The sequence below is a fragment of the Streptomyces nymphaeiformis genome, from assembly GCF_014203895.1.
Taxonomy (GTDB): Bacteria; Actinomycetota; Actinomycetes; order Streptomycetales; family Streptomycetaceae; genus Streptomyces; species Streptomyces nymphaeiformis.
Genome location: NZ_JACHJY010000008.1, coordinates 494,043 through 506,172, shown reverse-complemented (window position 1 = coordinate 506,172; position 12,130 = coordinate 494,043). Strand labels below are relative to the sequence as shown.

General features: G+C 70.9%; 13 protein-coding genes. 5 read left to right on the top strand and 8 right to left on the bottom strand.

From position 1 onward, the window contains the following. Position 1: 1 nt before the first annotated feature. From GGE06_RS28340 to GGE06_RS42850, 5 genes are all read right to left on the bottom strand, one after another. On the bottom strand, positions 2–241 hold the full coding sequence (locus GGE06_RS28340; RefSeq protein WP_246532798.1) for an ABC transporter permease: 240 nt from the start codon (positions 239–241) through the stop codon (positions 2–4). 27 nt (positions 242–268) lie between these two features. Further along, positions 269–2,698, bottom strand: coding sequence for a WD40/YVTN/BNR-like repeat-containing protein (locus GGE06_RS28335; protein ID WP_184932116.1), 2,430 nt, complete (start codon positions 2,696–2,698; stop codon positions 269–271). A 42-nt stretch (positions 2,699–2,740) separates the two neighbouring features. After that, positions 2,741–3,418, bottom strand: a complete 678-nt coding sequence (locus GGE06_RS28330; protein ID WP_116157830.1) for a PQQ-binding-like beta-propeller repeat protein — start codon at positions 3,416–3,418, stop codon at positions 2,741–2,743. A gap of 546 nt (positions 3,419–3,964) precedes the next feature. After that, complete coding sequence (locus GGE06_RS42855; RefSeq protein WP_246532797.1) at positions 3,965–4,288, bottom strand: hypothetical protein; 324 nt, start codon at positions 4,286–4,288, stop codon at positions 3,965–3,967. A 187-nt stretch (positions 4,289–4,475) separates the two neighbouring features. Then, entirely contained in the window at positions 4,476–4,631 is a 156-nt protein-coding gene (locus GGE06_RS42850; RefSeq protein ID WP_246532796.1) for a hypothetical protein, read from the bottom strand. A 291-nt stretch (positions 4,632–4,922) separates the two neighbouring features. On the opposite strand from GGE06_RS42850, the gene GGE06_RS43845 reads away from it, so the two are divergent. The 3 genes from GGE06_RS43845 (at position 4,923) to GGE06_RS28320 (ending at position 7,087) form a co-directional block, all read left to right on the top strand. Then, positions 4,923–5,852 carry a YcaO-like family protein gene (locus GGE06_RS43845; RefSeq protein WP_312883333.1) on the top strand — a complete coding sequence of 310 codons (930 nt, stop codon included), beginning with the start codon at positions 4,923–4,925 and terminating at the stop codon, positions 5,850–5,852. Next, the gene (locus tag GGE06_RS43515) at positions 5,780–6,316 is read left to right on the top strand and encodes a YcaO-like family protein (RefSeq protein WP_281402386.1); all 537 of its coding nucleotides are present in this window, start codon (positions 5,780–5,782) and stop codon (positions 6,314–6,316) included. The genes GGE06_RS43845 and GGE06_RS43515 overlap by 73 nt, the downstream gene beginning before the upstream one ends. A 129-nt stretch (positions 6,317–6,445) precedes the next feature. Continuing rightward, a complete protein-coding gene (locus GGE06_RS28320) occupies positions 6,446–7,087 on the top strand; it encodes a phytanoyl-CoA dioxygenase family protein (protein WP_246532795.1) in 642 nt (213 codons plus the stop codon). Between the two features lie 212 nt (positions 7,088–7,299). On the opposite strand, the gene GGE06_RS28315 is transcribed toward GGE06_RS28320, so the two are convergent. Beyond that, positions 7,300–7,650 carry a hypothetical protein gene (locus GGE06_RS28315; protein WP_312883332.1) on the bottom strand — a complete coding sequence of 117 codons (351 nt, stop codon included), beginning with the start codon at positions 7,648–7,650 and terminating at the stop codon, positions 7,300–7,302. A gap of 634 nt (positions 7,651–8,284) precedes the next feature. Here GGE06_RS28315 and GGE06_RS28310 point away from each other — a divergent pair. Continuing rightward, complete coding sequence (locus GGE06_RS28310; RefSeq protein WP_246532832.1) at positions 8,285–8,788, top strand: papain-like cysteine protease family protein; 504 nt, start codon at positions 8,285–8,287, stop codon at positions 8,786–8,788. Positions 8,789–8,939: 151 nt separating this feature from the next. Then, positions 8,940–9,542 carry a hypothetical protein gene (locus GGE06_RS28305; protein ID WP_116157835.1) on the top strand — a complete coding sequence of 201 codons (603 nt, stop codon included), beginning with the start codon at positions 8,940–8,942 and terminating at the stop codon, positions 9,540–9,542. A gap of 538 nt (positions 9,543–10,080) precedes the next feature. Here the strand turns inward: GGE06_RS28305 and GGE06_RS28300 are convergent. Continuing rightward, a complete protein-coding gene (locus GGE06_RS28300; RefSeq protein WP_116157836.1) occupies positions 10,081–10,527 on the bottom strand; it encodes an SSI family serine proteinase inhibitor in 447 nt (148 codons plus the stop codon). Positions 10,528–11,188: 661 nt separating this feature from the next. After that, entirely contained in the window at positions 11,189–12,055 is an 867-nt protein-coding gene (locus GGE06_RS28295) for a UbiA family prenyltransferase (protein ID WP_312883330.1), read from the bottom strand. Between the last annotated feature and the right edge of the window lie 75 nt (positions 12,056–12,130).

Below are 12,130 nucleotides of genomic sequence, written 5' to 3'. Positions count from 1 at the left end.
TTCAGGTCCGCACGGCGCGTGCCCTGCGGAATTCGGCGCGCGCGAGCAGCGAGAACGTGATCGTGGCGACGAGGGCGACCCCGACGACGACCGCTTCCAGGGCTCCGCTGTGCTGGTCGGGGTCGACTCCGAAGACCCCCTCGATCCAGGCCGGCCAGATCAGGGTCAGGAGGAACAACAGTCCGCTGAGGGAGGCCGCGATCGCTTCGATCCGGCCCCGCAGGCGTACGTTGCGCATCATCGTGCTCACCTTCACCATCGGAGACCGTCAGACCGAAGAGAGGTCGATCCGGAACATGCCGCGGCCGTGGGTCACACAGACCAGGGTCTCGTCCATCCAGAACAGGTCGTCGACCGAGCAGTTGGCCGGGCCCTCGTTCGTCGGCGACCAGGTCGTCCCCTCGTCCTCGCTCGCGAACAGGCCGACCTCGGTGCCGCAGTACAGGAACTCATGGCGCCGCGGATGCACGGCGAGCGCCCGTACGGGGGCGGCGGGCAGCGTCGGGGAGAGATCCGTCCACTCCGCTCCGCCGTCGTTCGTCACCCACAGGTTGCCGGCCTCGAACCCGCCGAAGGCGACGTAGGCGCTCTTCACGTCCGCCGGGTGGGCGGTGATGCGCGTGCAGTACCGCTGGGGCCGCAGCGGACTCGGGCCGATCACTCCGACGCGCTCCCAGGTCGGGGTCGTCGCCGTGCCGTTGGTGGTGTGGAAGAGCATGCCGTTGCGGTGGCCCACCCAGACGATGTCGGAGTCGGTCGGGGCGACGGCGAGCGCGCTGATGGGCGAGCCCGCGCTGGGCTTGACCGACGTCCAGCTGGGGCCCGAGGTCGGCGTGTTCGCTGCCTTCGCGTTGTTCGTCCGCCACAGCGAGAGGCCGCCGGCGAGGAGCCGCTGCGGGTTGCCCGGATCCATGACGAACGGTGCGATGAAGAGTGCCCGCTGGTTCTTGGCGTCGGGGATCCGGAACGGCACCGGTTTCCAGTCCCAGCCGGGGATCGCGGGGTTCCAGAACTGGCCGCTGATGTACCGGTCCGGATCGTCGGTGGCGCCGCCGTCGTCGTTCCGGTGGATGTTCAGGAAGACGTACTCGCCGTAGAGGACGTCGGGGTCGGTCGGGTCGCAGGCGCACCAGCCGCCGTCACCGCCCTGGAACTCCGCCCAGCCCTCGGTCCCCGCCGCGGGGTCGAAGACGAGCGTGCCGTTGTCCTGTGCGCCACCGATGATCTTTCCGCTGACCGTGTTGCCGGATCCTCCGAAGAACTGCGTGACGCCGTAGTTGTTGTCCAGTTCGGTCCAGCCGTCGACGAACGGCGCCTTCGGCTCCGTCCCCACCACGGCGAGGTCCGCGGCCTTGAACACGCCGCCGTCGTTGCCGAAGAACACCGTCCTGTTGTGCGTCCCGTCGTAGGAGGGGTGCGAGACGATGGCGTGGTGGTCGGCGTGCGCCGAGGCCGGGTCCCACCAGGTGCTGATCTCGGCGAGGTGGTCGCCGCCGTCCGTGCTGCGCCACAGATCGACGCCACCGGTGACCAGCAGGTCCGCGTCCGTCGGGTCCCCGGCCCAGATCGCGTTGCTGTACCAGCCCTGGTCGCCCAGGTAGTCGGCCACGTGACCGGTCGGGTCCAGGGTCTTTCGGCTCTGATAGGTCCTGCCGCCGTCGGTGGAACGGAAGATGCGGCCGGTCTGCGCCTGCACCGAGGCGTACACGATCGTCGGGTCCTTCACCGCGTAGGCGAGTTCGACCCGGCCCGACCACGGGCCGTGCGTCGCGGCCTGCCAGGTGAGCCCGCCGTCGGCGCTGAACCAGGCCTCACCCGCGTCGAGTGAGCCGGCGACCGCCCGCTCGTCGTCGCTCGGATCGAACACGACCTGCCCGGGCGGGAAGTCCAGGACCCGGGTCCACGTCGCCCGCGCCGGATCGGAGCTGCGGAACAGTCCGGTGTCGGTGGCCGCGAGGACCACCGCACCCGATGCGGAGACCGCGATCCGGTTCACGGCGCGGAAGTCCTCGGTCTGCGTGGCCGGCAGGAGTGTCCACGTGGTCGCGTCCGTGGTGCGGAAGACGCCGCTGCCGCGGAGGGCGTCGACGTTCGAGAAGCCCTCGCCGGTGCCCACGTAGATCGTCGACGGGTCCGAGGGGTCCATCGCCATGCACGCGCAGGCGAGGTTGCCGAGGAAGTCGTCCACGGGCGCCCACTTCGCGCCGCCGTTGCGGGTGATCCACACGCCGCCGCCGGCGCTCGCGGCCCACATCTTGTTCGGGTGGTCCGGGTCGACCACGATCGCTCGGGTGCGACCGCCGATGTTCCCGGGACCGAGCCACTCCCAGCGGGTGAGGGCCATCCCCGCCGTCGGCGCCGGCCTGTCCGCGCGGGCGCCGCGGAGATGACCGGTCGGGACGCCGGCCGTCTCAGGAGCCGGGGCGGTGCTCCGCGTCAGGGAGCGCATCCGGGCCCGTGCCGCCCCCTGGGCGTGCGGCGGCACCGTACCGTCGTCGCCGCGTTCCTGTTCGAGGCGGAACAGTACGCGTGCATGGGGCAGGTCGGGGTAGTCGAGGCGGCGCAGTGCCCGTCGCACCGCCGTGACGGGCAGGCCGTCGAGTGTCTCGTTCGTGGCCCCCCGGCTCCTCCGGAGCAGTTGCACCTGCTCGACGCTGATGTCCTTGGCTTGAGCGAGTTGTTCGTCCGAGATGGTCATGATGCGCCGCCTCTGGTGTGAGGGGATCCATGCTCGGCATGGCTACGGTCGGAGTTTGCGGGGACGGCTCTCGGCCGTCTCGTCGAGCACCACCTCCCAGACGGCCGAAGCGGTACGGGCGTCCACCGCCCGCAGGACGACGGCGTTTTCGCCGGCGGATCCGGGGCGCACGGTCAGCTCCATCCTGAGGTCTCCGACCTGCCCGTATTCCAGGACGTCGGCGGCGAGCGGCGGGGGTCGTGGCGGGACCTCCGCCTCCGACTCCGCCTCGGTCGCCGTCCAGGCCTGCGGCTCCGTCGACGGACTCGCCACGCCGATCCGCAGGGCACCGTGCGCCGTGCGGGGCTGACTCCCCGCCACGTCGGGACCCGGTGGCGCCCCGCCCCGGTACAAGGCCCGGGCGGTCCACCGGAGCACGACCGGATCCTGGTCCCCTTCCGCGTCCACGCTGAACTCGGGCGAGTCGTGCAGCGTCGGGCGAGCCCACGCCGGCAGGGCGACGGGGGGCGACGTCCAGCGTTCGGTTCCCTCGTCCATGCCGAGCAGCTCGACATGGACGAGGGAACCGACGCGCAGAGCCACCACGGTCCCGGCCACCAGCGCGCAGGGCCGCAGGTCGCGTCCCTGACGCCACAGCACCGCGCCGGTCTCCAGATCCAGCGCGATGAGTGTGCCCTGGCGGTCGCGTACCACGGCCCGCCCGGCGGACGCGTCGGCCACGCCGCGTGGAATCCTGGGCATCCGGCCCCCGATCACCGACTCTCGGTGCGGTGGGACAGTTCCACCAGCCACACCCCGGCAACGAGCCGGAGCTCAATCACCATTGTCCCCAACTGCCTTACGAGCAGCAACCGCGGGAGCACCGGTCCGCACGCCGTCCAGTGCGGGCACCGCTGTCGGCGGCGTGCCCCTCGGCGCCGACGAGGACGGCAGCACACGGGGCCATGTCGATCACGGCGGGCGCAGGCAGGACCGCACGGGCCCGTCCGAGGCACACACGCACTCCCCGCAGGCCGCCGACCGCCACCGCGCGGCCCACGAGGCCCGGCACGGAGACCCCCGTCCTTCCGGCGCGCACGGTCGGTCACACCGTCGACCGGGCCAGGCCGGGCCAGGGTCCGGGCCCGAGTGGGAGTCGGCGGCGCCCGGCCACGCATCACGGCTGCATGGCGGAACCCGAACCAGAACCCGATCCGGCGAACCGGGTGCGGCACGGCCGGGCGTCCACCACCTCGGGAGTGGTCCGGCCACGGCGGGCGGCGAGTCCTACCGAGCGCGCCCCAGCCGCTCCCGCAGGCCCGGCAGGAACCGCCGGATCTGCGGGTCCTCGACGTCGTCGTACGCCGTGCGATGGAAGTCGACGGCTTCCGGTGTCAGCTCCCAGCCCTTCGTCTCCGCCGCGCGGGGAAGCTTGGTGCCGAGAAGGAACTCCTCGTCCCGGGTCCAGTAGTGGTGGACGCGCATGCCGCCGCGCCCGGGGGCCGGGTCGGCCGGAACGCCGCGTACGGTGCATCGTCGGACTCGATCCGCTCCGCCGGGTTGTTCGATCGCGCCGACGGCGCCGACCTCGTCGCCATACTGGCGGCGCACGACCTCGAGCACCGGGATGCCCAGTCGGTCCTGGAGGCGGTGGGGGCGGCCCGGGTGGCGCCCGTGCCCGGTGAGGGGCCCGAGTGGACGCGGGGCGGCCGGTCGCCGAGCCCGTCGCCACCGGTACGGCTCTGATCTGGGAGAGCGGAGACCGGGTCGACGACGACGAACTGTTCGCCTTCCTCGCCTACACGGGGCGGCTCGAACCGCTGGGCCGTGCCGCCCATCCCGTACCGCCGGAGCTGCTGCCGGCGGTCGACGCCGAGGCCGCCCGGGCCGCCTTCCGGTCCGCCGTGCGCCGCTGGGGGTGGCTGAGCACGGAGGAGGCCCGGGTCACGCTCACGGACCTCGGCATCGACCTGTCGACCCTCAACCGCCGTGCCGAGGCGGAGTCCGTGGCCGATGCCGGACTGACGGCGTGGGCCAGGGTCGATCGCGAGGGGTTCCGGCGATCGGTGCGCGCCGGGCTGTTCCTGCACGACGCCTCGCTCAAGCGGGAGGTGATGCGGTGCGGTGCGCTGCGCCTGTTCGCCGAGCAGGATCCCGGCCCGGCGGGAGCCGAGGAACTCGCCGAGGCGTGGCAGGTGCTCTGCAAGGCGAACCTGGCCGTCGACCGGGAGGCCCTGCGGCAGCGGTGGCACAGTGGGGTCACGGCGACCGCGTCGCGCAGGACGCCTTCGCCGAAGGGCTCGCGCGGGCCCGGCGCAACGTCCGGGCACTGGCCGCGACGATGGCGGGCGGGGCCCCGCCCGTCGCCCGCCCCGTACCGCACCCCGCCCTGGGGCTGCGCAGCCGGCCGAAGCCTCCGGGGGAGCCACGCTTCTGCACCTCTCCGAGGCAGGCGCGCGACCACGCGGAGCGGCTGGCGAAGACCATCGGGATCACCCGGATCGGGATGGTCGGCGAGCTCGGGGACATCGGCGGCGTCCAGATCGCGCAGGCCGCCCGGCCCGACGGCCGCTGGTCCAGCACGTACGGAAGCGGCAAGGGGCTCACCGAGGACGGCCCGTACGTCGGCAGCGTCATGGAGGAGTTGGAGAAGTGGACGCAGGAACGCTGGGTGCCGCGCGCCGACGACCTCGTCGAGGGCAGCTACCGCGAGCTGGGCGACGACGCCGTCGACCCGGCGGGACTGGCCTTGCCGTACGACAGCGGTTACACCCCCGAGCTGCCGCTGACCTGGATGCGCTGTCCGGACCTCCTCACCGGCCGGACGGTCCTCGTCCCGCTCGACCTGCTGCGGCTCGAACGCGGCCGGGGCGACAACTGCTTCAGTCCGCGCGGGGCACGGAAGGTCATCGCGACCAACGGTCTGGGGTCGGGATTCTCCCTCGAGGAGGCGTTGCTGCACGGGCTGTGCGAGTACCTGGAGCGCCATGCCCAGCGCCTCGCGGAGGTCGTCCTGATGAACCCGGCGGTACGGGGGCGCCGCCGTTCCGGTTCGTGGACCCCGACACCGCTCCGGGCCGGGCGCGCGAGGCGGCGGAGCGGCTGCGCCGGGCCGGGCACGTGGTCCGGGTCCTCGACATCACGTCGGAGGTCGAGGTCCCCACGTTCATGGTGACGGTGTGGCGCGGCCTGGACCGTGCCGAGGGGTACGGCACCCATCCCGATCCCGGGACGGCGGTCGAGATGGCCCTGCTGGAGGCCGCCCAGTCGATCGCCTGCTCGGTGGCGGGAGGCCGCGAGGACCTCACGATCAGGGCCCGCAGCCTCGGTCGGCACGAACGGCCGCGTCCCATCGCGCACGAGGACGCCTGGTTCTGGCTCGACCCGGACGTCATCACGGCCCCGCTCCCGCGAGGGCACACCGGTGACGACGTGCTCGACGACCTGCGGTGGACCCTGCGGCGGGTCGCCGACGCCGGTGTCGCCCACGTTCCCGTGCTCGACCTTTCCCGCCCGGAGACCGCGCCCGGCCACGTCGTGCGGGTGATCGTCCCCGGCCTGGAGAGCAACAATCCGTTTGCGACCGGAGAGCGCGCCCGGCTGACGCTCCTGCGCGACCTGCTGCCCCGCTGGTCCTGAAATCCGACCGGGGAACGCCATGACGACGACAGAACTCGACCTGCCACGGGCCGACTCGGCGGTCCGCGCCATCGGCGAGCGCGGTTGCCTGCTGGTGGAGAACCTGCTGCCGGGCCGGCCGTCGACCGGATGCGGGATTCCCTCGAACGGCTGCTGTACGCGGAGAAGCAGCGCAATCTGCACCCCGGCGGACACCAGCGGGTCCTGCATCTGCTGGCGATGGATCCCGTGTTCCTCGACGCCCTGGTCCATCCCTTCGTCCTCGCCGTGTGGCGGCGCTACCTCGGCGAGGACCTGATCTGCTCGACGTTCAGCGCGAACACGCTCTGGCCCGGCTCCGTCGAGCAGTACTGGCACGCCGACCACCCCTACTGGACGCTGCCCCCGCCGTGGCCCGCCGTCCCGCTCGCCGGGCAGTGCATCTGGTTCCTGGACGACTTCACCGTGGAGAACGGCGCCACCGCCGGCATCCCCGGTTCGCACCGGGCGAACCGGCTGCCGGACATGGGGGAGTCGTGGTGCGACGAGGGCGAGATCCTCACCGGTCCCCGCGGGAGCGTGATCTTCGCCGACGGCGCCTGGTGGCACACGTCCCGCCCCAACCGCTCCACGGAGTCGAGGTCCGCCCTGCTCATCACCTACACCCACACCTTCTGCGTGCCGCAGGAGGACATGCGCGCGCAACTGGCCGCCCTCGCCGACCCGTCCGACCTCGTGGTCGAGCTGCTCGGGGGCAAGCAGTACCAGTCCCGCCGCGACTTCCCGTACTGACCGCCCGACGCCGGACTCACGAGGCCCTCACCACACAGGACACGGTCCGCGGACAGGGGCCCCAGGAATGGTCAAGGGGCCGTTTCAGATTGCTCTGGAACGGCCCCTTGACGCTCCCTCACAGAAGAGGCCATCGCGGGCCGGCGCTCCGGAAACGGGGCATGCGCCGCTGACCAGGCGCGTGCACCCCGGCAGCCCTCCCGGTCACGGCACTAGATCTCGCAGCCGACGCTGACGCTGACGCTGCCGTCCGGCCCGACCGTGACATCGATGCTGACGCCGATCTCGGTGGCCGTAGGCACGATGCTGACGGGTGTTCCCTCGGCCAGTCCCTGACTCAGGAGCGCCCTCCACCGAAATTCCTCGGCGGGGTCGGACGTGGCGGCCGCCAGTTGGTCGTGCTGCTTGTCGCTCAACGTGAAGTACTCGTCTCCGAACGCCATGACGCCGCGAGTCTGGATGATCTCGATCGCCTTGCGGCGCTCGTTCTCGTCCCCCTTCAGCCGGTTGATCAGCTCGTCGAAGGTCATCGGATTCAGGGCAGGCTTGGTGTAAGTAACCACGATGTCTCCTCGAAGCCCCCAGAGATTGGTTGTGCGCGCAACGACGCAGGTCCGCTGCAAGTGCGGAGCAGGTGCGGGGAACATGGCCTTCAGGAGGCGAAACCCCTCGCAATACCCCCTATTTACCGTACCCACAACTCACCCTCGCCGCATGGCGGAAGCAGCAGCTCCCACCCCCACCCCATTCCCACGCGGCTGACCCTCCGGGCCGGAACGCCGAGCCGATCCCAGCTGGGTGACGTACCGTGGAAGGCATCTGATGGGTGCCGTGTTGATGCCGAAGGACACGCCCCGAGGAAACGGCAGATGCCCTCGTCGGTACCCGCCGCCCGGCTCCGACCGATCGGCACATCCGACTCCGAGAGCCCGGATCGCCGGGAGTCCGTGGGTGCTTCGCCGATTTCTCACACCTTCCTCATGGGCCCGTCCGCGAGGGGGCTGCGGCCCCAGGGCCACCTTGAAGACCAGGGAGCCCCCGGCATCGTCCATCACATGCGCACCGCCCTGGGGGCCGAGACCCATGCGTTCGCCCCTCACCGCACGATCGCATGGATGTCAGACGGGTAGCCGGCCACGGGCAGTGCGGGCTTGTCGCGAAAATTCCTGAATCATCCATCGAAGGCGGGTGGGACTCATGGCAGGGGATGGATTCTCCTTCTTCATGCATCCACAAGAGCAGACCAATTGGTGCTGGGCCGCCACAGCAATGAGCGTGTCACATTTCTATGACGCAGCCAGCCCGTGGATACAGTGCATTCTGGCAGACGACGAATTCGGGTCGACAGACTGTTGCGCGGACGGCTCCACCCCTGCCTGCAACAGGCCTTGGTACCTCTTTTCGGCCCTGAAGCGGGTTGGCCATAACGGTCAGGTCGAGGAAGGAGTCGCATCCGCACTAGAATTCGAAATCGCCGCGAGGCGGCCGGTGGTGACAAAAATCGTCTGGAGTGGCGGAGGGTCACACTTCCCGTTGATAAGCGGGTATGCCGATATCGTCGTCAGCTTGAATCCATTCACCCTGGAAAGATACCTCTACATTCAGGATCCGTGGTACGGCCAGTCCTTCATCCCCTACAACACCTTCCGCATGAGCTATCAAGGGGTAGGGAAATGGACTGTCACGTTCTATACCACGTGACAAGGCGACTCGGACTTGTCCGCGAACCCTCGACCACCGCGCAGGAAGTGTCCAGGGTGCGCGATCGGTAAATTCGACGCCCATGTCGCCGGCGATTCTCACCGCATGAGCATCGGGCGCCGAACCACACTCCTTCAGGCAAGGTGGGGTAATGGCTATTCACTACGCGTCGCCGCCGGAGAACTCACGGCAGATGGCACTGGCAGGCCTCCAGCATTTGGCGAAGTTCGCCCCGGAGGCGCGAGCTGTGCACCTGATGGCGTTGCAGGCGGATAATCTGGAACTTTCGGCGCCGCACTCGGTACACCTCGTCCGGCTCGAAGACCTCGCTGCGCGCCGACCACTCGGCGACTCCGCCGTCACCGGCTGGCGATACCTGGCACACAGGGGTTCGCGCGTGCTGGCCAGCAGTGAAGTCTCTGCCGACACTGACGGGCGGGCGATCGGGCTGGAGCAGGTCAACGTGGGACCATACGTGGAGTCGACCGCGCAGGCACTCGTGGACCTCTCCGAGAACGAAGAGATCCAGGCCGGTGATTACGAACTCCGCATTCTGAAGATTCCGGCGCTTTGCGCGGTCGCCTTGTGGCTGTCCCCGCCCGACGGTGAAAGAAACCTCTTCGTCCCGCTGGCACCGACACCCGACTACCTGGAAGCCGGCCGCATCTATCCCGAGGACGAGGTGTTGGACGCATGTGAGGGCCCGGCGCGACTCCGCCTCCAGTTCGACGATTCGCGAGACGAGCCGTATTGACCCAGGTGGCGAGATGGCGGCGCGGATCCTCACTGAGCCAGTCACCGAGCGCCTGCCCCTCCGGGCGTGTGGCGGTGCGGAAGACGAGTCGCGCGCCGTCCGGCCCGGAGTGCCCGAGGTGGTCGTGGTCCGCCCGCACACGTGTGACGAGGCCCGCGTCCCGGTGGGCGCAGGCGGGAGCGGTCGCGGCTTCGACGATCGAGCAGCCCGTGGCTGGTGACGGGTCGGGGTCGCCGTGCTTGTAGACGTACGACTTCCCCAGGTCGTGAGCGAAGTCCTCGCGGATCAGACCCTGTTCCGGGTCGAGAGCGACGAAGTCCCGTGGCTCGACGTGGTTCTGTGCGTCGCCGGCCTTCGCGATGCTTCGTGCGAGCCCGTCCGGAGCGCCCTCGACACATATGACGCGCAGCATGACACGGGCCTGCGCGGTGGCGTCGTCGCTTCCCCCATACGGGTCGCGCAGCACCGGCCCTGCCTGAATTCACCAGGAGGGCCGGTGGGTCGGGCGCCCCGGGGAAAGCCGGTCCCGGGGGTTCCGTCAGAACGCGAAGACCGCGCTGTCCGCCGTGCGGGCCCGCAGTTCGCACGGGTTGCCGTAGGTCGCCGACCAGGTGACGCGCCGGCCCTGCCAGACGCCGTCACCGGTGAGCGTGACCGGGTTCCACTCGCGCGTACAGGGGCGGCCTTCCCGTAAGCCCGTCAGGTTCGTGAAGTCGCCACCCGCGGAGTCCAGTTCCCTGCAGGCCGCTTCCGGCGCGGGGTGGCTGCCGGACGGGACGGGGGCACAGGTCAGGGTGACCGCGCGGACGACGGTGTCGGTCGCCGGGTGCGTGCCCTCACCGAGGGTGAGCACGAGCGCCGACGGCGCGTAGAGGCTCGTGGGCGCCGCCTCGGCGGTGCCGGTGCCGGTGAAGGCGGTTCCGACGAGCGCGAGGCCGGTCGCGGTGGCGAACGCGGTGGCGCCGAGGGTACGGAAGTAACGCACGGAGGTGTCCCTTCGTGGGGTGAGCGGGAGGGTGCGAGCCGATCGGCTGCGCACCGGAGTCTTGTCGATGCGGAGGGTGATCGCACATGTGGTCGTACCTTTCCGGCCGCGCCCCCTACCGACTGGTCGTTCGGCCAGTTGGGAGGCGATGTTCCGGTACTCCGCCCCGCCTCCCGGGCGCGGACGCCGCGAGCAGTCCAAGCTCGAACGATCCGCTGACCTGCGCCGTCACGGAAATGGTTCGGGATTTGACCTCCCGCGCCCGCTCCTGATCGTCCGGAACCCAAGGCCCCGGCACGGTCCAGCCGGGCCCCGGGCAGGCCCTCGCCCTGGCCCCGCCCGGGGGTCCGGCGAAGCCCCGCCCTTACCGACCTCCGTCAGAATCTCCGGCAGCCGGCCGCGACCGGGCCGCTCTCCACCAGTGCCTCGCCACCCTCTCCAGCGCCCTCTGCGACGCCGTCCGCCGGCACCGCGTCCCCCGTACCACCCGCCGCCGGCGTTGCGGCGAACCAGCCCCGGTCCGGGCGTGCGGCCGCACTGCGGCCACCACGACCGCAGACGCTCGAAAGGCCGTCCTCTCACGGAGGAGAGAACGGCCTCCGGCCTGCGTTTCCGCACGGTCGGGACGACAGGATCCGAACCTGCGCCCCCTTGACCCCCATCAGGCGATCAGGCCGCCACGCCCCACCAGCAGTGCCACATCCATACCGGCGACGAGGATCGAGGCGATGAACGGCAGTCGGACACAGCGACCGCCGAGGAGCGCACTCACCAGCGCCGTCAGTGCGGCCACCACCAAGGCGGCCCACGAGGCGACGCCGGGCACCCCCGGCCCGCCGAGGACGAGCACCGCGGACGCCACGACCAGCGGGGCCGGCAGCAGCAGCCGGGTCCACGTCGGGCCGAGGCGCTGCGGCCACCCGCGTACTCCCGCTCTGAGGTCGCACTCGATGTCCGGCAGCACGTTTCCCAGATGCGCGCCCACGCCCAGCAACGCACCGGCCGTGACGACCCACCAGGCCGGCGCGGCCCTCCCCGGCAGGCTCAGCACCACGAAGGCGGGAAGCGCCGCGAACCCCGCGGCGTACGGCAGCCAGGACAGCCGCGTCGCCTTCAGCACCAGGTTGTACGCCCACGCGCCGCCGACGCCCACCAGGTGGACGCTCCCGGCGAACAGACCACCGGACAGGGACAGCGGGACGCACGCCACCAAAGCCATGAGCGCGGCGGCCCTCACGGCCCCGGCGGTGACAGCGCCGGACACGACCGGCTTGTCGTGCCGATCGGCTGCCCGGTCGCGCCGGGCGTCGACCGCGTCGTTGCACCACCCCACCGACAGCTGGCCCGCCAACACCGCCACGCCGACCAGCACAGAGCCCCTCGCGCTGTGCCCCGCCGACACCGCGAGCGCCGTCATCAGCAGGGTGACGGCGGCCGTCGGCCCCGGGTGACAGGCCCTCGCAAGGCCGACGAGAAGGCCCCCCTTGGGCCGTACGGCCCCGGCGGTGACCCGATTCGTGGCGTCCACGCGCCGATCGTAGGCGCCCAACGAGCGATGACGTGGTACGACCACGGGGCGCGGGGCACATATGGATGCACATCG

Bases quoted from the DNA above. Each gene is read 5' to 3' on its own strand.
- GGE06_RS28305 (WP_116157835.1), top strand. From the start codon at position 8,940: ATGGCTATTCACTACGCGTCGCCGCCGGAGAACTCACGGCAGATGGCA.
- GGE06_RS28310 (WP_246532832.1), top strand. From the start codon at position 8,285: ATGGCAGGGGATGGATTCTCCTTCTTCATGCATCCACAAGAGCAGACC.
- GGE06_RS28335 (WP_184932116.1), bottom strand. From the start codon at position 2,698: ATGACCATCTCGGACGAACAACTCGCTCAAGCCAAGGACATCAGCGTC.
- GGE06_RS28340 (WP_246532798.1), bottom strand. From the start codon at position 241: ATGATGCGCAACGTACGCCTGCGGGGCCGGATCGAAGCGATCGCGGCC.
- GGE06_RS28320 (WP_246532795.1), top strand. From the start codon at position 6,446: ATGCGGGATTCCCTCGAACGGCTGCTGTACGCGGAGAAGCAGCGCAAT.